21 protein-coding genes and 1 other annotated feature are annotated in these 18,235 nt (G+C 48.7%); of the genes, 14 read left to right on the top strand and 7 right to left on the bottom strand.

Annotated elements, in window-relative coordinates; translation table 11 throughout:
* Window positions 1-29 precede the first annotated feature (29 nt).
* The 3 genes from tcyP to hxpB form a co-directional block, all read right to left on the bottom strand.
* A complete protein-coding gene (gene tcyP, locus EFER_RS06755; RefSeq protein WP_001010674.1) occupies window positions 30-1,421 on the bottom strand; it encodes a cystine/sulfocysteine:cation symporter in 1,392 nt (463 codons plus the stop codon).
* A 131-nt stretch (window positions 1,422-1,552) separates the two neighbouring features.
* Window positions 1,553-2,143: a metal-dependent hydrolase gene (locus EFER_RS06760; protein ID WP_002431564.1), complete on the bottom strand. Its 591-nt coding sequence runs from the start codon at window positions 2,141-2,143 to the stop codon at window positions 1,553-1,555.
* 158 nt (window positions 2,144-2,301) lie between these two features.
* A complete protein-coding gene (gene hxpB / locus EFER_RS06765) occupies window positions 2,302-2,970 on the bottom strand; it encodes a hexitol phosphatase HxpB (RefSeq protein ID WP_000106808.1) in 669 nt (222 codons plus the stop codon).
* A 148-nt stretch (window positions 2,971-3,118) separates the two neighbouring features.
* Between hxpB and EFER_RS06770 the strand changes: the two genes are divergently transcribed.
* On the top strand, window positions 3,119-3,655 hold the full coding sequence (locus EFER_RS06770; protein ID WP_000222183.1) for a YniB family protein: 537 nt from the start codon (window positions 3,119-3,121) through the stop codon (window positions 3,653-3,655).
* A 48-nt stretch (window positions 3,656-3,703) separates the two neighbouring features.
* Here EFER_RS06770 and EFER_RS06775 read toward each other — a convergent pair whose 3' ends face one another.
* From EFER_RS06775 to pfkB, 3 genes are all read right to left on the bottom strand, one after another.
* Complete coding sequence (locus tag EFER_RS06775) at window positions 3,704-4,564, bottom strand: fructosamine kinase family protein (RefSeq protein WP_000267678.1); 861 nt, start codon at window positions 4,562-4,564, stop codon at window positions 3,704-3,706.
* A gap of 109 nt (window positions 4,565-4,673) precedes the next feature.
* A complete protein-coding gene (ghoS, locus tag EFER_RS06780) occupies window positions 4,674-4,961 on the bottom strand; it encodes a type V toxin-antitoxin system endoribonuclease antitoxin GhoS (protein WP_000146168.1) in 288 nt (95 codons plus the stop codon).
* A 90-nt stretch (window positions 4,962-5,051) separates the two neighbouring features.
* A complete protein-coding gene (pfkB, locus tag EFER_RS06785; RefSeq protein WP_000251714.1) occupies window positions 5,052-5,984 on the bottom strand; it encodes a 6-phosphofructokinase II in 933 nt (310 codons plus the stop codon).
* 287 nt (window positions 5,985-6,271) lie between these two features.
* Here pfkB and EFER_RS06790 point away from each other — a divergent pair, with 287 nt between their 5' ends.
* Complete coding sequence (locus tag EFER_RS06790) at window positions 6,272-7,030, top strand: DUF481 domain-containing protein (protein WP_000771385.1); 759 nt, start codon at window positions 6,272-6,274, stop codon at window positions 7,028-7,030.
* 84 nt (window positions 7,031-7,114) lie between these two features.
* Here the strand turns inward: EFER_RS06790 and yniD are convergent, their stop codons facing one another.
* Window positions 7,115-7,222, bottom strand: coding sequence for a small membrane protein YniD (gene yniD, locus EFER_RS06795; protein WP_001142448.1), 108 nt, complete (start codon window positions 7,220-7,222; stop codon window positions 7,115-7,117).
* Window positions 7,223-7,521: 299 nt separating this feature from the next.
* Here yniD and thrS point away from each other — a divergent pair, with 299 nt between their 5' ends.
* The 12 genes from thrS (at window position 7,522) to EFER_RS06855 (ending at window position 18,171) form a co-directional block, all read left to right on the top strand.
* A complete protein-coding gene (thrS, locus tag EFER_RS06800; protein WP_001144186.1) occupies window positions 7,522-9,450 on the top strand; it encodes a threonine--tRNA ligase in 1,929 nt (642 codons plus the stop codon).
* Window positions 9,451-9,453: 3 nt separating this feature from the next.
* A complete protein-coding gene (gene infC, locus EFER_RS06805) occupies window positions 9,454-9,996 on the top strand; it encodes a translation initiation factor IF-3 (protein ID WP_001700733.1) in 543 nt (180 codons plus the stop codon).
* Window positions 9,997-10,092: 96 nt separating this feature from the next.
* Entirely contained in the window at window positions 10,093-10,290 is a 198-nt protein-coding gene (rpmI, locus tag EFER_RS06810) for a 50S ribosomal protein L35 (protein ID WP_001124225.1), read from the top strand.
* A 52-nt stretch (window positions 10,291-10,342) separates the two neighbouring features.
* Window positions 10,343-10,699, top strand: a complete 357-nt coding sequence (gene rplT / locus EFER_RS06815) for a 50S ribosomal protein L20 (RefSeq protein WP_000124850.1) — start codon at window positions 10,343-10,345, stop codon at window positions 10,697-10,699.
* Window positions 10,700-10,815: 116 nt separating this feature from the next.
* Window positions 10,816-10,940, top strand: a sequence feature (Phe leader region).
* The gene (gene pheM / locus EFER_RS24415; RefSeq protein WP_001386830.1) at window positions 10,822-10,866 is read left to right on the top strand and encodes a pheST operon leader peptide PheM; all 45 of its coding nucleotides are present in this window, start codon (window positions 10,822-10,824) and stop codon (window positions 10,864-10,866) included. (Overlaps the previous feature by 45 nt.)
* 209 nt (window positions 10,941-11,149) lie before the next feature.
* Complete coding sequence (gene pheS, locus EFER_RS06825; protein ID WP_000018588.1) at window positions 11,150-12,133, top strand: phenylalanine--tRNA ligase subunit alpha; 984 nt, start codon at window positions 11,150-11,152, stop codon at window positions 12,131-12,133.
* Window positions 12,134-12,147: 14 nt separating this feature from the next.
* The gene (pheT, locus tag EFER_RS06830; RefSeq protein WP_000672387.1) at window positions 12,148-14,535 is read left to right on the top strand and encodes a phenylalanine--tRNA ligase subunit beta; all 2,388 of its coding nucleotides are present in this window, start codon (window positions 12,148-12,150) and stop codon (window positions 14,533-14,535) included.
* A gap of 4 nt (window positions 14,536-14,539) precedes the next feature.
* On the top strand, window positions 14,540-14,839 hold the full coding sequence (gene ihfA, locus EFER_RS06835; RefSeq protein ID WP_001229265.1) for an integration host factor subunit alpha: 300 nt from the start codon (window positions 14,540-14,542) through the stop codon (window positions 14,837-14,839).
* A gap of 100 nt (window positions 14,840-14,939) precedes the next feature.
* Complete coding sequence (gene btuC, locus EFER_RS06840) at window positions 14,940-15,920, top strand: vitamin B12 ABC transporter permease BtuC (RefSeq protein ID WP_000954971.1); 981 nt, start codon at window positions 14,940-14,942, stop codon at window positions 15,918-15,920.
* Between the two features lie 3 nt (window positions 15,921-15,923).
* On the top strand, window positions 15,924-16,673 hold the full coding sequence (gene btuD / locus EFER_RS06845; protein ID WP_000192692.1) for a vitamin B12 ABC transporter ATP-binding protein BtuD: 750 nt from the start codon (window positions 15,924-15,926) through the stop codon (window positions 16,671-16,673).
* A gap of 77 nt (window positions 16,674-16,750) precedes the next feature.
* The gene (locus tag EFER_RS06850) at window positions 16,751-17,215 is read left to right on the top strand and encodes a C40 family peptidase (protein WP_001234797.1); all 465 of its coding nucleotides are present in this window, start codon (window positions 16,751-16,753) and stop codon (window positions 17,213-17,215) included.
* A gap of 245 nt (window positions 17,216-17,460) precedes the next feature.
* Entirely contained in the window at window positions 17,461-18,171 is a 711-nt protein-coding gene (locus EFER_RS06855; RefSeq protein ID WP_000703396.1) for an EAL domain-containing protein, read from the top strand.
* The last annotated feature ends 64 nt before the right edge of the window (window positions 18,172-18,235 follow it).

Consider the following 18,235-nt stretch of genomic DNA (forward strand, 5'->3'; position numbering starts at 1 on the left):
TGACAGGCGTTTAACGTAACAAATCAGGATTAACGGTGCGCCAGTTCAGCGTCTTCTTCACTATCCAGAATGGATTTATCTGTTTGTTTCAGCCACTGACTGGTCAGCGTACCCGCCGTCATGGAGCCGCTCACGTTCAACGCGGTACGCCCCATATCAATCAATGGTTCAACAGAGATGAGTAGCGCCACCAGTGTTACAGGTAAGCCCATTGCAGGTAACACAATCAGTGCAGCAAAGGTTGCACCACCACCAACACCAGCAACACCCGCAGAACTCACGGTCACGATACCTACCAGAGTCGCAATCCACATCGGATCCAGCGGATTAATACCAACAGTCGGAGCAACCATCACTGCCAGCATTGCCGGATAAAGCCCGGCACAACCGTTTTGACCGATGGTGGCACCGAATGAGGCCGCAAAGCTGGCAATTGATTCAGGTACGCCGAGACGACGCGTTTGAGCTTCCACATTCAGGGGAATGGATGCTGCACTGGAGCGGCTGGTGAAGGCAAAAGTCAGCACCGGCCACACTTTACGAAAGTACTTCAGTGGGCTTACCCCATTGATACCCAGCAGAAGACCATGTACAGCAAACATAATCACCAGGCCAAGGTAAGAGGCAACAACAAAGCTGCCAAGCTTAATGATGTCCTGCAAGTTTGAACCTGCGACGACTTTGGTCATCAAGGCAAGAACACCGTAAGGGGTGAGTTGCATAACCAAACGCACCAGTTTCATCACCCAGCTTTGTAGGGTATCGATCGCCGTTAACACACGCTCACCTTTTGGTGCGTCATCTTTTAGCAATTTAAGTGCTGCAACACCAAGGAATGCGGCGAAGATAACCACGCTGATGATCGAGGTTGGATTCGCGCCTGTCAGATCAGCAAACGGGTTTTTAGGAATAAAAGAAAGCACCAGCTGTGGCACGCTGAGGTCGGCAACTTTACCTACATAATTACTTTCAATCGCGTTAAGGCGCGCGGTTTCTGCGCCACCCTGCACCAGACCTTCTGCGGTCAGACCAAACAGGTTGGTGACCAGCACACCGACCAGTGCAGCAATCAGCGTGGTAAACAGCAGCGTACCAATGGTCAGGAAGCTGATTTTGCCCAGTTGTGAGGCATTATGCAGACGAGCAACAGCACTGAGAATTGAAGCAAATACCAGTGGCATAACGATCATTTGCAGTAACTGAACGTAACCGTTGCCCACAATGTTGAACCACTGTACTGAGTCTTTTAACACCTGGCTGTCTGAACCATAAATGGTATGCAGGGCAAGACCAAACACCACGCCCATGACCAGACCCACCAGCACTTTTTTTGCCAGACTCCACTGTTTGTGACGGGCTTGCGCCAGCACAAACAGCAGAGCGACGAACACAACAATGTTCGCAATTAATGGAAAATTCATCCCCGTTCTCCTGATATTTTTATGTGAATCGCCCGACAAGACGATTCTGTTGGCGTCAGATTATCAGAACTGTGACCCGGCTCTTATATTCAAATGGAATTGTTTATTCCAAAACTGATGGTATCGACTGCTTAGTAGTCAATTTGATGGTTAATCAGACGATTAAATTGCAATTGCAGCGTATTGATCATCTGTGATGACCAGCGAACGGCACTATTTTCTGGCAGTGTGTGAGGCATCCACACTGACCAGACAAACAATGCCATGCAGAGAAAACGCTCCAGTTGGTTACCTTTTTGCGGCACCAGAATCGGAAAACGAAAACGCCAACGGCAGGGCCAGAGCAGGGGAACTCCGGCAGGTGTCAGCATATCAGCCAGAATATGACTCAGATAACCTAATACCATTCCTTGCAGGGCATCTGCAGGAACCACCCAGGTTTCAGGTACTTTCAAATAAAAGGTGGTCAGTAACGCAAAAACAGCCAACAGACTGTGGGTAAATCCCCGGTGTCCGAAAGCGCGTGCGATGGGCTTAGATATCCATTTAAGGCGCTGACCTAAAAACGACTTCGGATGATCGATGTCGGGCAGTAAACAGGTCAGAATTGCGGAAGGAATAATGTGCCACCAGTCACCCTGTGCAAGCACGGGCGTAAGTTCGGCATTTTTGGCAAATACCGCGCAAGCTATAGAAAAAAGGAGGTGACCTTCCGCCGTCATGATAAAACTCACTAAACTGTCAATTCATACAGTATAGGATTTTTATACAGTGCAAGGAAGTAGTGACGGTGTAACTGTTTGTCAAAAAATGGTGAGCAATTCAGCAGTTAAACCGGAAGCGTAAAAATTATGGGCAATGAAGCATTGCCCATAATAATTCAGCCGCGAAGATGATGAATATTTAGCTCTTCTAATGAGGCGAGTTTGACGTTTGCCAGTACAAAACGGGGATCATCGAAATCGTGTTGCGCCGGAACGACGATGGAGCGCATACGAGCCGCTTTTGACGCGATCATCCCATTCACCGAATCTTCCAGAGCGACACAATTGAGTGAATCAACGCCCAGTTTAGCTGCGCAGTCGAGATAAACCTGTGGATGTGGCTTGCTGTAGGGCAGTTTTTCTGCGGATGCCAGTGCATCGAAGCTGTCACGCAGATTAAACATCGTCAGCACCTTTTCCAGCATATGTAACGGAGACGCAGAAGCGAGTCCCACCTTCATTCCTTGTTCTTTACATAATGCGATAGCCTCATGCACGCCAGGCATCAGTGGTTGGGTTTCTTCAATCAACGAAATCGCACGTGAAATGACGCGATCAACAACTTCTTGCCGGTTTGGCCCGATCCACGGCTGGTGGGAATACCAAAGATCAACCACCATATCGATGCGCAGGCCAAGTGTATCAGGCAGCTCATGCCGACGGCTGATATCAACACCAAGGCTGGCCATGACGTCCAGTTCAGCGCGATCCCACAGCGGTTCAGAGTCGATAAGTAATCCGTCCATATCAAAAATTGCGGCCAGAATCTGGCGTGGGGTTGACATTACAACCTCTCCTTTTGAACTTAAAATGTAAGGTATTCAGTATTGCTGATGAATCGTTGCTTATCATACCGTCTTTAAAGATCGGGCGAAAACAGTTATCAACAGGTAGACTAAGAGCAAAACGACACGTCTTAATCAAGGGGAACACATGACGTATCAACAGGCTGGACGCATCGCTGTCTTAAAAAGGATTCTTGGTTGGGTCATTTTTATACCGGCGCTCGTTTCCACATTGATCTCTGCATTAAAATTTATGAATGCAAAAACCGTCGAGCAGGAAGGCATTAATGCCGTAATGCTCGACTTTACCCATGTCATGATCGACATGATGCGTGTTAACACACCTTTCCTGAATCTCTTCTGGTACAATTCGCCAACCCCAGACTTTCATAACAGTATGAATATTATGTTCTGGGTGATATTTATCCTGATTTTTGTCGGTCTGGCGATGCAGGATTCCGGCGCTCGAATGAGTCGCCAGGCGCGTTTTTTGCGGGAAGGGGTGGAAGACCAGTTAATTCTTGAAAAGGCGAAAGGGAGTGACGGTCTGACTCGTGTACAAATTGAGTCTCGCATTGTGGTGCCACATCACACCATTTTTCTGCAATTTTTCCCGCTCTATATTCTGCCGGTCATTGTGATCGTGTTGGGATATTTCTTCTTTTCTTTACTTGGTTTTATTTAACGCTTAAACAGGCCGGAGTGCGTAACAAATACGCCTCCGGCCAGGCCGTTATGCCGCCAGTAATCGATCCAGTGACTGTTGGGCAGTCACCAGGTGTTGGCCACCAAACAATCTTGCCCGGTTAAGCAGGGTATAGAGTTGATAAACAGGTTGGCGCTCGAGGAAATCTGCCGGTAGGGGCGAAACAGACTGATAACCATCATAGATTTGTGGCGGTTGCTCAGTATGAAGCGGAAGCATCGCCAGATCACATTCTCTGTCACCCCAGTAACATGCAGGATCAAAGATATATGGTCCATCCGGACCTAACGCACAGTTACCTGACCATAAATCACCGTGTAGCAGCGAAGGTTGCGGCTGATGTGATGCCAGTCGTTGCTGTATATGTTCGACAATGGCGTCAATATTGCCAAACGCGATGCCTTTTTCGGCCGCTAACTCCAGTTGCCAACCAATGCGTTGTTCCGCAAAGAAAGTCGACCAGCGACGCTGCCAGGTATTTGGTTGCGGCGTGGTGGAAAGCGCATTGTCAAAATCGAGACCAAATTGCGGCTGGTCACTCCATTCATGCAGATGGGCGATTTGTTGACCAAGAATAAAAGCATTATGCGCGTCCAGCGGACGGGGAGGGAGATAATCCATCACAAGGAAGCTGTAGTCTCTGTCTGCGCCGACTGCCCACACTTTCGGCACCGTGACCGTTTTACTGCGGGATAGCAATTCCAGTTGATCGGCTTCAGCGGTGAATCCCGGTAGAAGTTCCCTTTCGTCACACTTGACGAAAAAGTCGCGTCCTGCATAGCGCATATGCCATGCGGCATGAACTTCTCCGCCAGGCAGTTCATTACGCAACTCGATTTCGCCTTCACCTAACTGCTCGCTTAAAAGACGACTGATTGCCTGCCACATGATGTCTCTCCCATGTTGTCTGCCAGATCATAAGGTTAGCGTAATAATGCGGTAAAAAAACACGAACTAACGCACACCACGGCCTCTATATCTCAAGAAAAGGCACTTATTATTTGTGGTTACTCCATTCATCCCAGGTAATAACAGCAATTTCAGGCTCCATTCCTAACGCTGTTTCTGCCAGTCCGGCTGCGAGCGCTTTCACTTCCTCTGGCGTCTGGGTGGTTATCAACCCGAAGCTGTTGGTGCCAAGTTCATGGATATTGCCTTCGTCATCAGTCATGGTGAGTAAAAAGCCGCTGCGCGTGAGATGGTTATTTAATTCATTTATTTCAGTTAAGGTATCCTCGTGAAACACCACTGTTATGACGTAACGAGTGACATCGCCGCTGGCCATTTTTTCACCTCTTTGTAATCGCATGAGTTTTGAGCATAGACGGTGATTCCCTTCACCGACAGGTTTGTACGATTTAACGCGTAGCGGAAATTATTGCCTGGTAAGCCAGGCATAGATTTTGTGAGTGTCGTCAGCAGAACATAGACGTGTTCCCTGATTGAGTGTTGCGGCACTCCCGGCAGCTACACCAAATCGAACCATATCTTCCAGAGAGGCTCCTTCTGCAAGCTTCAGTGTCATTGCGCCCACCATGCTGTCACCTGCACCCACTGTACTCTGACTTTTTACCGGAGGAGGAACGACCTGAATGCATGACTCCTTGTCTACTGCCAGGGCACCTTGTGGACCAAGCGACACCACTACACGATGGGCTTTACCACAGTCGACAATCTCCTGAGCTGCTTTGCGGACGTCATCGGGTTGTAAAAGCTCACGATTAACCAGGGCACTCAATTCTTTGAGATTCGGTTTTACTAACTCTATATGACCAATTGCCAGCGCAGCTGCGAGTGCTTCGCCAGAGCTATCAATAATGCAACGAATCCCTTGCTTTTGTGCGGCAGAAATAAGTTGCGTTAACTTTTTCAGTTCTACTCCTGGTGGCAGGCTGCCGCTTATGACCAGAATGGCACCAGATTCTATTTCAAAGACTTGCTCTTCGAGCTGACGAAACTCATCTTCACTGAGCGTGGCCCCAGGCATCACGAAACGATACTGTTCGCCACTGGATTCTACATGGACATGCAGATTTTGTCGGGTCCAGTCTTTCGTTTCGATGGTGGCGACCGGGACGTTTTCATCGGCAAGCAGGGCGACCAGATGCTCCCCCGTAGCACCGCCTGCCGGGAATATCGCTGTCGCGCTGCCGCTAAGATGAGCAATAGCTCGGGCGACGTTGATTCCGCCACCACCAGGTTCAAAAACGGGAGAAGAACAGCGTAGTTTGCCTTCGGGATAAATCTGCGGGGTAATTGTCGCGCTGTCGAGTGAGGGCGCAAGTGTTAACGTGTAGATACGTACCATCTTTTCCTCCTGTCAGGTTGATTTCAGTCTGGCACTGAATATCGAGAAAGGGAAGAAATTAACAATATGATTTCTGTGATATTTATTATTTCAATCAGAAAACCAGATATAAAAAAATTATTGGTTTTACATGATGCTTATATCAAAAAATGAAATAAGATTTGATTGCTATGTTATTCATGCCTTTTTATAATTCATCCCCTTTCCAGGGGGCGTTTGTCATTGATCCCTATGAAAGTTTCCGGGACCGTTATGGTCTCTTTTTTTGTTGTGCGGACTCTTAATAAATGAAGCTCTTGAAGACAGTTCCTGCCGCAGTTGTGCTGGCGGGGGGCGTGCTTGCGTCAATGTATGCGGCTGCCGATGATTCCGTTTTTACTGTCATGGATGATCCTGCGACTGCGCAGAAAACGTTTGAAGGTAATCTCAACGGGGGATACCTAGCGCAGTCAGGAAATACCAAAAGTTCCTCTCTGACAGCCGACTCCACCATGACCTGGTATGGTAAGACAACAGCGTGGTCTTTATGGGGTAACGCCAGCAACACTTCGTCAAATGATGAGCGTTCTTCAGAAAAATATGCAGTAGGTGGACGTTCTCGTTATAACTTAACGGATTACGATTATATTTTCGGCCAGGCAAGTTGGCTGACAGACCGTTATAACGGTTATCGTGAACGCGATGTACTAACGGCGGGTTATGGACGGCAGTTCCTGAACGGCCCGGTTCATAGTTTTCGTTTTGAATTCGGTCCTGGTGTGCGTTACGACAAATATACAGATGATTCCAGCGAAACACAGCCGCTGGGTTACGCATCAGGTGCTTATGCATGGCAATTAACAGATAACGCGAAATTCACGCAAGGTATTTCTGTTTTTGGCGCGGAAGATACTACGCTCAATTCTGAGAGCGCGTTGAATGTGGCTATTAATGAACACTTTGGACTGAAAGTCGCCTACAACGTGACCTGGAACTCTGAACCGCCAGAATCAGCACCGGAGCATACCGACCGCCGCACAGTGGTGTCGTTAGGATATAAAATGTAATGATATTGGGGTCAGATGCAATAAAAAGAGTCTGGCCCATATTATTTCTCTGAAAAAATCGATTATCGGAAATAAATTCCACTATTAGCTCCAAATCATTGCTGCCCAACTAAGTAACATTAACGCCCCGCAAATAGATAACAGAACGACAATCATCTTCCAGTGTTTTTTATTAAATCGTTTCGTTGGCATCGTTGGTTTCCATCAAAGTTGGCTTTGTATCAGAATAGATAAAAATTAACGTCAGGGGCAGTGAATTGATTTTAAACAAAGTAGGGCAATGATTTCGGCTTTGATCGACGGGCAATGCCGTGTACACTATCCAGCGGTATTATCAAAAAGCGGGTGTAGGTCTGGTGTCGCCAACCGGTGCGCTGTGACATATTTCGCAGAGTGAAGCGGGAATCAGCTCATACCTTTTTGGTAAATTTCTAGATAAATCTTTGTATGTGATCTTGCGTATGGGTCACCACTGCAAAAAAGGACATAACATGCCTGTTATTACTCTTCCTGATGGCAGCCAACGCCATTACGACCACGCTGTAAGCCCCATGGATGTTGCACTGGACATTGGTCCAGGTCTGGCGAAAGCCTGTATCGCAGGGCGCGTTAATGGCGAACTGGTTGATGCTTGTGATCTGATTGAAAACGACGCGCAACTGGCGATCATTACCGCAAAAGACGAAGAAGGTCTTGAGATCATTCGTCACTCCTGTGCACACCTGTTAGGGCACGCGATTAAACAACTTTGGCCGCACACCAAAATGGCGATCGGCCCGGTGATTGACAACGGTTTCTATTACGACGTTGATCTTGACCGCACGTTAACCCAGGAAGATGTCGAAGCACTCGAGAAGCGGATGCATGAGCTTGCTGAGAAAAACTACGACGTCATTAAAAAGAAGGTCAGCTGGCACGAAGCGCGTGAGACCTTCGTTAAACGCGGTGAGAGCTATAAAGTCTCCATCCTGGACGAAAACATCGCCCATGATGACCAGCCAGGTCTGTACTTCCATGAAGAATATGTCGATATGTGCCGTGGTCCGCACGTACCGAACATGCGTTTCTGCCACCATTTCAAATTGATGAAAACGGCAGGGGCCTACTGGCGCGGCGACAGCAACAACAAAATGTTGCAACGTATTTATGGTACTGCGTGGGCAGATAAAAAAGCCCTCAACGCTTACTTGCAGCGTCTGGAAGAAGCCGCTAAACGCGACCACCGTAAAATCGGTAAACAACTCGACCTGTACCATATGCAGGAAGAAGCGCCTGGAATGGTGTTCTGGCATAACGACGGCTGGACAATCTTCCGTGAACTGGAAGTGTTCGTTCGTACCAAACTGAAAGAGTACCAGTATCAGGAAGTTAAAGGTCCGTTTATGATGGACCGTGTCCTGTGGGAAAAAACCGGTCACTGGGAAAACTACAAAGATGCGATGTTCACCACCTCTTCTGAGAATCGTGAGTATTGCATTAAGCCAATGAACTGCCCGGGTCACGTGCAGATTTTCAACCAGGGGCTGAAGTCTTATCGCGACCTGCCGCTGCGTATGGCTGAGTTTGGTAGCTGCCACCGTAATGAGCCTTCAGGTTCTCTGCATGGCCTGATGCGTGTGCGTGGTTTTACCCAGGATGACGCACATATTTTCTGTACTGAAGAACAAATTCGCGATGAAGTTAACGGATGTATCCGTTTAGTCTATGATATGTACAGCACTTTTGGCTTCGAGAAGATCGTCGTCAAACTCTCCACTCGTCCTGAAAAACGTATTGGCAGCGACGAAATGTGGGATCGTGCTGAGGCGGACCTGGCGGTTGCGCTGGAAGAAAACAACATCCCGTTTGAATATCAACTGGGTGAAGGCGCTTTCTACGGTCCGAAAATTGAATTTACCCTGTATGACTGCCTCGATCGTGCATGGCAGTGCGGTACGGTACAGCTGGACTTCTCTTTACCTTCTCGTCTGAGCGCTTCTTATGTAGGCGAAGACAATGAACGTAAAGTACCGGTAATGATTCACCGCGCAATTCTGGGGTCGATGGAACGTTTTATCGGTATCCTGACCGAAGAATTTGCTGGTTTCTTCCCGACCTGGCTTGCGCCAGTTCAGGTAGTTATCATGAATATTACCGATTCTCAGTCTGAATACGTTAACGAATTGACGCAAAAACTATCAAATGCGGGCATTCGTGTTAAAGCAGACTTGAGAAATGAGAAGATTGGCTTTAAAATCCGCGAGCACACTTTGCGTCGCGTCCCATATATGCTGGTCTGTGGTGATAAAGAGGTGGAATCAGGCAAAGTAGCCGTTCGCACCCGCCGTGGTAAAGACCTGGGAAGCATGGACGTAAATGAAGTGATCGAGAAGCTGCAACAAGAGATTCGCAGCCGCAGTCTTAAACAATTGGAGGAATAAGGTATTAAAGGCGGAAAACGAGTTCAAACGGCGCGCCCTAACCGTATCAATGGCGAAATTCGCGCCCAGGAAGTTCGCTTAACAGGTCTGGAAGGCGAGCAGCTTGGTATTGTGAGTCTGAGAGAAGCTCTGGAGAAAGCAGAAGAAGCCGGAGTAGACTTAGTCGAGATCAGCCCTAACGCCGAGCCGCCGGTTTGTCGTATAATGGATTACGGCAAATTCCTCTATGAAAAGAGCAAGTCTTCTAAGGAACAGAAGAAAAAGCAAAAAGTTATCCAGGTTAAGGAAATTAAATTCCGTCCTGGTACAGATGAAGGCGACTATCAGGTAAAACTCCGCAGCCTGATTCGCTTTCTCGAAGAGGGTGATAAAGCCAAAATCACGCTGCGTTTCCGCGGTCGTGAGATGGCGCACCAGCAAATCGGTATGGAAGTGCTTAATCGCGTGAAAGACGATTTGCAAGAACTGGCAGTGGTCGAATCCTTCCCAACGAAGATCGAAGGCCGCCAGATGATCATGGTGCTCGCTCCTAAGAAGAAACAGTAAGGCCTTCAAGTAGCACTGTCTGTGGAGCCTTTGGGCTTCACAGGCTTTGTTCGCCTTTGTTTCGTTTATTAACAATGCGAAGTGGAAGTTATTAAAATGCCAAAAATTAAGACCGTACGCGGTGCTGCTAAGCGCTTCAAAAAAACCGGTAAAGGTGGTTTTAAGCACAAGCACGCTAACCTGCGTCACATTCTGACCAAAAAAGCGACCAAACGTAAACGTCACCTGCGTCCGAAAGCCATGGTTTCCAAAGGCGATCTGGGCCTGGTAATCGCGTGCCTGCCGTACGCATAAGCCGTTAACGTTTTTAACTTTTTAATTAGAATATAGATACAGGAGAGCACATATGGCTCGCGTAAAACGTGGTGTTATTGCACGCGCACGTCACAAGAAAATTTTGAAACAAGCTAAAGGCTACTACGGTGCGCGTTCTCGCGTATACCGCGTTGCCTTCCAGGCTGTTATCAAAGCTGGTCAGTATGCTTACCGTGACCGTCGTCAACGTAAGCGTCAGTTCCGTCAACTGTGGATTGCGCGTATCAACGCAGCAGCACGTCAGAACGGTATTTCTTACAGCAAATTCATCAATGGCCTGAAAAAAGCCTCTGTTGAAATCGACCGTAAGATCCTGGCTGATATCGCAGTATTCGACAAAGTAGCGTTCACCGCTCTGGTTGAAAAAGCGAAAGCAGCTCTGGCATAAGCCAGTTGAAAGAGGGAGCTAGTCTCCCTCTTTTCGTTTCAACGCCATCAAAACATTGACTTTTATCGCTATAGCCTTTTCAATAAAGGTCTTTTAAAGAGTACCAAAAGGTAACGCAAGCAATGAATGCTGCTATTTTCCGCTTCTTTTTTTACTTTAGCACCTGACTCCAGGAGGCTAGCGCGTGAGAAGAGAAACGGAAAACAGCGCCTGAAAGCCTCCCAGTGGAGGCTTTTTTTGTATGCGCGTTTTGAAAAATAAAAAGTCTGTCTCATCATGCGTAATTGTCGCAGCCAGTCTGGACACGGCCAGCGCGGAGAAACCGGAGCGTACTTAAGTACGTGAGGATTTCGAGCACTGCCCGGGACCAAAATGGCAAGTAAAATAGCCTGATGGGATAGGCTCTAAGTCCAACGAACCAGTGTCACCACTGACACAATGAGGAAAACCATGTCACATCTCGCAGAACTGGTTGCCAGTGCGAAGGCGGCCATTAGCCAGGCGTCAGATGTTGCCGCGTTAGACAATGTGCGCGTCGAATATTTGGGTAAAAAAGGGCACTTAACCCTTCAGATGACGACCCTGCGTGAGCTGCCGCCAGAAGAACGCCCGGCAGCCGGTGCGGTTATCAACGAAGCGAAAGAGCAGGTTCAGCAGGCGCTGAATGCACGTAAAGCGGAACTGGAAAGCGCAGCGCTGAATGCGCGTCTGGCTGCGGAAACGATTGATGTCTCCCTGCCGGGTCGTCGTATTGAAAACGGCGGTCTGCATCCGGTGACCCGTACCATCGACCGTATCGAAAGTTTCTTCGGTGAGCTTGGCTTTACCGTGGCAACCGGGCCGGAAATCGAAGACGATTATCATAACTTCGATGCTCTGAACATTCCTGGTCACCACCCGGCGCGCGCTGACCACGACACTTTCTGGTTTGACGCTACCCGCCTGCTGCGTACCCAGACCTCTGGCGTACAGATCCGCACCATGAAAGCTCAGCAGCCACCGATTCGTATCATCGCGCCTGGCCGCGTTTATCGTAACGACTACGACCAGACTCATACGCCGATGTTCCATCAGATGGAAGGTCTGATTGTTGATACCAACATCAGCTTTACCAATCTTAAAGGCACGCTGCACGACTTCCTGCGTAACTTCTTTGAAGAAGATTTGCAGATCCGCTTCCGTCCTTCCTACTTCCCGTTCACCGAACCGTCTGCGGAAGTAGACGTCATGGGTAAAAACGGTAAATGGCTGGAAGTACTGGGCTGCGGGATGGTGCATCCGAACGTGCTGCGTAATGTTGGCATCGACCCGGAAGTTTACTCTGGTTTCGCCTTCGGGATGGGGATGGAGCGTCTGACCATGTTGCGTTACGGCGTCACCGACCTGCGTTCATTCTTCGAAAACGATCTGCGTTTCCTCAAACAGTTTAAATAAGGCAGGAATAGATTATGAAATTCAGTGAACTGTGGTTACGCGAATGGGTGAACCCGGCGATTGATAGCGATGCGCTGGCAAATCAAATCACCATGGCGGGCCTGGAAGTAGACGGTGTAGAACCGGTTGCCGGTAGCTTCCACGGCGTGGTCGTTGGTGAAGTGGTTGAGTGTGCTCAGCATCCGAACGCTGACAAACTGCGTGTGACAAAAGTAAATGTCGGCAGCGATCGCCTGCTGGACATCGTCTGCGGTGCGCCAAACTGCCGTCAGGGCCTGCGTGTGGCGGTAGCGACTATTGGTGCTGTTCTGCCGGGTGATTTCAAAATTAAAGCGGCGAAACTGCGTGGCGAACCGTCTGAAGGGATGCTGTGCTCCTTTTCTGAGCTGGGAATTTCTGACGATCACAGCGGCATTATCGAACTGCCAGCGGATGCGCCGATTGGCACCGATATCCGCGAATACCTGAAACTCGATGACAACACCATCGAAATTAGCGTAACGCCAAACCGTGCCGATTGCTTAGGCATTATCGGCGTGGCGCGTGATGTTGCCGTGCTGAACCAGCTGCCGCTGGTTGAACCGGAAATCGTTCCGGTTGGTGCGACCATCGACGACACGCTGCCGATTGCAGTAGAAGCGCCGGAAGCCTGCCCGCGTTATCTTGGCCGTGTGGTAAAAGGCATTAACGTTAAAGCGCCAACTCCGCTGTGGATGAAAGAAAAACTGCGTCGTTGCGGGATCCGTTCTATCGATGCAGTTGTTGACGTCACCAACTATGTGCTGCTCGAACTGGGCCAGCCGATGCACGCTTTCGATAAAGATCGCATTGAAGGCGGCATTGTGGTGCGGATGGCGAAAGAGGGCGAAACGCTGGTACTGCTCGACGGTACCGAAGCGAAGCTGAACGCTGACACCCTGGTCATCGCCGACCACAACAAGGCGCTGGCGATGGGCGGCATCTTCGGTGGCGAGCACTCTGGCGTGAACGAAGAAACGCAAAACGTTCTGCTGGAATGCGCTTTCTTCAGCCCGCTGTCTATCACCGGTCGTGCTCGTCGCCATGGCCTGCATACCGATGCGTCTCACCGTTACGAGCGTGGTGTTGATCCGGCACTGCAGCACAAAGCGATGGAACGTGCGACCCGTCTGCTGATCGACATCTGCGGTGGTGAAGCAGGTCCTGTAATTGATATCACCAACGAAGCAACGCTGCCGAAGCGTGCAACTATCACTTTACGTCGCAGCAAACTGGATCGCCTGATCGGCCATCATATTGCCGATGAGCAGGTGACTGACATTCTGCGTCGTCTCGGCTGCGAAGTGACCGAAGGCAAAGACGAGTGGCAGGCAGTTGCGCCGAGCTGGCGTTTCGACATGGAGATTGAAGAAGATCTGGTCGAAGAAGTTGCACGTGTTTACGGCTACAACAATATTCCTGATGAGCCAGTACAGGCAAGCCTGATTATGGGCACTCACCGTGAAGCTGACCTGTCGCTCAAGCGCGTTAAAACGTTGCTCAACGACAAAGGCTATCAGGAAGTGATCACCTATAGCTTCGTTGATCCGAAAGTGCAGCAGATGATCCATCCAGGCGTTGAAGCCTTACTGCTGCCAAGCCCGATTTCCGTTGAAATGTCGGCAATGCGTCTTTCTCTGTGGACCGGCCTGCTGGCAACCGTGGTGTACAACCAGAACCGTCAGCAAAACCGCGTACGCATTTTTGAAAGCGGTCTGCGTTTCGTACCAGATACCCAGGCACCGTTGGGCATTCGTCAGGATCTGATGTTAGCCGGTGTGATTTGCGGTAACCGTTACGAAGAGCACTGGAACCTGGCAAAAGAGACTGTTGATTTCTATGATTTGAAAGGCGATCTTGAATCCATTCTCGACCTTACCGGTAAACTGGCTGATGTTGAATTCCGTGCAGAAGCGAATCCGGCACTGCATCCGGGACAATCCGCAGCGATTTATCTGAAAGGTGAACGTATTGGTTTTGTTGGGGTTGTTCATCCTGAACTGGAACGTAAACTGGATCTTAACGGTCGCACTCTGGTGTTCGAACTGGAGTGGAACAAGCTCGCAGACCGCGTGGTGCCTCAGGCGCGCGAGATTTCTCGCTTCCCGGCGAACCGTCGTGATATCGCAGTAGTGGTCGCAGAAAACGTTCCCGCAGCGGATATTTTATCCGAATGTAAGAAAGTTGGCGTAAATCAGGTAGTTGGCGTAAACTTATTTGACGTGTACCGCGGTAAGGGTGTTGCGGAGGGGTATAAGAGCCTCGCCATAAGCCTGATCCTGCAAGATACCAGCCGTACACTCGAAGAAGAGGAGATTGCCGCTACCGTCGCCAAATGTGTAGAGGCATTAAAAGAGCGATTCCAGGCATCATTGAGGGATTGAACCTATGGCGCTTACAAAAGCTGAAATGTCAGAATATCTGTTTGATAAGCTTGGGCTTAGCAAGCGGGATGCCAAAGAACTGGTTGAACTGTTTTTCGAAGAGATCCGTCGCGCTCTGGAAAACGGTGAGCAGGTGAAACTCTCTGGTTTTGGTAACTTCGATCTGCGTGATAAGAATCAACGCCCGGGACGTAACCCGAAAACGGGCGAAGATATTCCCATTACAGCACGGCGCGTGGTGACTTTCAGACCAGGGCAGAAGTTAAAAAGCCGGGTCGAAAACGCCTCGCCTAAAGACGAGTAATCTGATCTAACTAAAAAGGCCGCTTTGCGGCCTTTTTTCTTTTCACTCTTGAAGAGTCACCGTAAAATCAACGCCATCACTCTTCAGCTGAATGGATACTATGCTGACATTTGCCCGCCAACAACAGCGAAAAAACATTCGCTGGCTCTTTTGTCTGTCAGCATTGATGCTGCTGACGCTTGTCTTAAGTCTTTGCGCAGGTGAACAATGGATTTTACCCGCTGACTGGTTTTCTCCTCAGGGTGAGCTTTTCGTCTGGCAAATTCGTCTGCCACGTACGCTGGCAGTACTACTGGTCGGCGCGGCCCTGGCGTTGTCCGGTGCCGTAATGCAAGCACTTTTCGAAAATCCACTGGCAGAGCCTGGCTTACTCGGCGTCTCTAATGGTGCAGGAGTAGGTCTTATTGCTGCTGTATTCTTAGGGCAGGGGCAATTGCCCGGTTGGGCATTAGGATTGTGTGCGATTGCGGGAGCTTTAATAATTACTTTGATTCTTCTGCGTTTTGCCCGCCGTCATCTCTCCACAAGTCGCCTTTTATTAGCAGGCGTAGCTTTGGGAATCATATGCAGCGCTATGATGACCTGGGCAATCTATTTCTCAACGTCATTCGATTTACGCCAGCTAATGTACTGGATGATGGGCGGGTTTGGCGGCGTAAACTGGCAACAAGCCTGGTTAATGGTAGCGCTTATACCGGTGTTACTGTGGATCTGTTGCCAGTCACAGGCAATGAATATGCTGGCACTGGGGGAAACTTCTGCACGTCAATTGGGATTACCTTTGTGGTTCTGGCGTAACGTGCTGGTGGTAGCTACGGGATGGATGGTAGGTGTGAGTGTAGCACTGGCGGGGGCAATTGGTTTTATCGGCCTTGTGATCCCTCATATTTTACGTTTATGCGGGTTAACAGATCATCGGATGTTATTACCTGGCTGTGCGCTGGCAGGAGCAATTGCATTATTGCTGGCAGACGTTGTCGCACGAGTTGCGCTTGTCGCCGCAGAATTACCGATTGGTGTAGTGACGGCTACGCTGGGCGCTCCAGTTTTCATTTGGTTATTGCTGAAAAGTCGGGCGTAAGATATGACGCAATTAATGCTATTAGAAGATGTTGCCGAGTCTCACCGCCTGGGGCCGCTTTCTGGTGAAATTCGTGCAGGTGAAATCCTCCATCTTGTTGGACCAAATGGTGCCGGGAAAAGTACTTTACTGGCACGGATGGCAGGTTTGACTACGGGTCCTGGTCGTGTTTATTTCGCCGGTTCTGTACTGGAATCCTGGTCAGCTACAAAGCTGGCACTGCATCGGGCTTACCTTGCCCAGCAACAAAATCCACCTTTTGCAATGCCTGTCTGGCATTTTTTATCTCTACATCAGCCAGATAAGACACGCACTGACTTACTCACCAAAATGGCTGAATCGTTAGGATTAGCGGATAAACTTGAACGTCCGGCTAATCAACTCTCGGGCGGCGAGTGGCAACGCGTGCGCCTGGCCGCGGTTGTGCTACAAATTGACCCGAAATCGAATCCACACGGTCAGTTGTTATTGCTAGACGAACCGATGAATAGTCTCGATGTCGCACAACAAAACGCGCTGGATCGCATATTGAGTCATCTTTGTCAGCAGGGTATCGCTGTGGTGATGAGTAGTCACGATCTCAACCACACGCTACACCATGCTCACAGGGCATGGCTGCTAAAACAAGGCAAACTTCTGGCTGGTGGCCCACGGGAAGATGTGTTGACGCCACCTAATCTGGCATTAGCGTATGGCTTAAATTTCCGTCGCCTTGATATAGAAGGGCATCGAATGCTCATCTCTACCAGTTAATTGAGCCATGACCTTGAAAAACGGCTAAAAACGACGCTAAATTATCTGAAGAATAAAAAAACAGAGGATTGTTCTGAATGCGATTATGCCTTCTTTTTATTGCCACTTTGTTGCTGGCTGGCTGCGGTCACCACCGTGCGCCACCACCAAATGCCAGACTTTCCGATTCCATTACAGTTATTGCCGGATTAAATGATCAATTGCAGTCCTGGCGGGGAACACCTTACCGCTACGGTGGTATGAGCCGTCATGGTGTTGATTGCTCAGGTTTTGTACTGGTTACTATGCGTGATCGTTTTGAACTGCAGCTGCCACGAGAAACTCGTGAGCAGGCGCAGATTGGTACGCAAATCGATAAAGAAGAATTGTTACCGGGCGATTTGGTTTTTTTCAAAACCGGTTCCGGGCAGAATGGCCTGCATGTCGGCATCTATGACACCAACAACCAATTTATTCATGCATCTACCAGTAAAGGTGTGATGCGCTCTTCGCTGGATAACGTTTACTGGCAAAAAAACTTCTGGCAGGCGAGAAGAATTTAATCGAACGACTTACTGCCGTTGTGACACTTTGGCACAACGGCTTCGCCTTTTCATCTCCGCTCAATGGATGTAAAAAAGCTTATTGCTGGATAATGCTATATAATAAGAATAAGCTGAATTAAAGGATCTGCCGCTGCGGTTAAAATGGAACACATGAATACATCCCCCTTAATAATTGCAGTTGCATACCTGAATGTTCTTTGGTACAGGGCGGGAAAAGGTGTTTTGTCTTCAAGGGATATAACATGAAGATTTCGTTGGATAATAATTATCATTCTGAACTTTATTTTCTCCCCGCACGGAATTATCAAAATAAACTGATCGGTTTAACCGTTTTTACCAATTTTGTCTCTGATGATGGGCAAGTGCGCATCCCTACGGAACTGGTGATACCGCGCATGTCGGGTGAACAGCAATATCGCCTTTTTAAGGAGCAACTGGACGTCATCGAACGTTGTCAGCATTTTTTTATGCAGCATAATTTGTTGGCATGGGTTTATTTATCGGCGCCAATAGCTGAATCGTTATTAAATGATGATGAAACTCTGATGCGTATTTTACGCTTGTCATTCATTGAATTGTTGATAAACGAAAATGATGTAGAAATCGCCAGAGGCGTGATAAATCCGAGTCTGATCGCTCTTTCTCACCAATTTGCATTAGTGCTGGCAAACTTCGGTGCTGGTGAGTTATCGACAAAAGCGATCTTCGAAGACCTGTTTAAACGCGTAATTTTTGATAAGTCATTTGTTCACAAACAATCGTCTCGTTTATCTTTTGAGCCTTTTATACGCGCTATTATTGCGCAGATATCTGTACACACTGAATCATTAATGGTCTGTGGCATTGACTCAGATAAATTATTTCAGCAAGTAATGCCTTTTCATTTCTTTGCAATGCAAGGTGGTTTGTGGCCCGCGGTCGCGACGAAGCACGTTACCACGTTGGTACAGTAGTAATCCTCCTGTTTGTGGGTATTTAAGAGAGCATTTCCCCTCTACACTATCAGACAGGAGGAGC

Origin of the sequence: Escherichia fergusonii ATCC 35469, assembly GCF_000026225.1 — a bacterium.
Classification (GTDB): Bacteria; Pseudomonadota; Gammaproteobacteria; order Enterobacterales; family Enterobacteriaceae; genus Escherichia; species Escherichia fergusonii.

What these genes read in the sequence shown, in the direction of transcription:
- tcyP (WP_001010674.1), bottom strand. Translation starts at nt 1,421, where the DNA reads ATGAATTTTCCATTAATTGCGAACATTGTTGTGTTCGTCGCTCTGCTG.
- EFER_RS06760 (WP_002431564.1), bottom strand. Translation starts at nt 2,143, where the DNA reads ATGACGGCGGAAGGTCACCTCCTTTTTTCTATAGCTTGCGCGGTATTT.
- hxpB (WP_000106808.1), bottom strand. Translation starts at nt 2,970, where the DNA reads ATGTCAACCCCACGCCAGATTCTGGCCGCAATTTTTGATATGGACGGA.
- EFER_RS06770 (WP_000222183.1), top strand. Translation starts at nt 3,119, where the DNA reads ATGACGTATCAACAGGCTGGACGCATCGCTGTCTTAAAAAGGATTCTT.
- EFER_RS06775 (WP_000267678.1), bottom strand. Translation starts at nt 4,564, where the DNA reads ATGTGGCAGGCAATCAGTCGTCTTTTAAGCGAGCAGTTAGGTGAAGGC.
- ghoS (WP_000146168.1), bottom strand. Translation starts at nt 4,961, where the DNA reads ATGGCCAGCGGCGATGTCACTCGTTACGTCATAACAGTGGTGTTTCAC.
- pfkB (WP_000251714.1), bottom strand. Translation starts at nt 5,984, where the DNA reads ATGGTACGTATCTACACGTTAACACTTGCGCCCTCACTCGACAGCGCG.
- EFER_RS06790 (WP_000771385.1), top strand. Translation starts at nt 6,272, where the DNA reads ATGAAGCTCTTGAAGACAGTTCCTGCCGCAGTTGTGCTGGCGGGGGGC.
- yniD (WP_001142448.1), bottom strand. Translation starts at nt 7,222, where the DNA reads ATGCCAACGAAACGATTTAATAAAAAACACTGGAAGATGATTGTCGTT.
- thrS (WP_001144186.1), top strand. Translation starts at nt 7,522, where the DNA reads ATGCCTGTTATTACTCTTCCTGATGGCAGCCAACGCCATTACGACCAC.
- rpmI (WP_001124225.1), top strand. Translation starts at nt 10,093, where the DNA reads ATGCCAAAAATTAAGACCGTACGCGGTGCTGCTAAGCGCTTCAAAAAA.
- rplT (WP_000124850.1), top strand. Translation starts at nt 10,343, where the DNA reads ATGGCTCGCGTAAAACGTGGTGTTATTGCACGCGCACGTCACAAGAAA.
- pheS (WP_000018588.1), top strand. Translation starts at nt 11,150, where the DNA reads ATGTCACATCTCGCAGAACTGGTTGCCAGTGCGAAGGCGGCCATTAGC.
- pheT (WP_000672387.1), top strand. Translation starts at nt 12,148, where the DNA reads ATGAAATTCAGTGAACTGTGGTTACGCGAATGGGTGAACCCGGCGATT.
- ihfA (WP_001229265.1), top strand. Translation starts at nt 14,540, where the DNA reads ATGGCGCTTACAAAAGCTGAAATGTCAGAATATCTGTTTGATAAGCTT.
- btuC (WP_000954971.1), top strand. Translation starts at nt 14,940, where the DNA reads ATGCTGACATTTGCCCGCCAACAACAGCGAAAAAACATTCGCTGGCTC.
- btuD (WP_000192692.1), top strand. Translation starts at nt 15,924, where the DNA reads ATGACGCAATTAATGCTATTAGAAGATGTTGCCGAGTCTCACCGCCTG.
- EFER_RS06850 (WP_001234797.1), top strand. Translation starts at nt 16,751, where the DNA reads ATGCGATTATGCCTTCTTTTTATTGCCACTTTGTTGCTGGCTGGCTGC.
- EFER_RS06855 (WP_000703396.1), top strand. Translation starts at nt 17,461, where the DNA reads ATGAAGATTTCGTTGGATAATAATTATCATTCTGAACTTTATTTTCTC.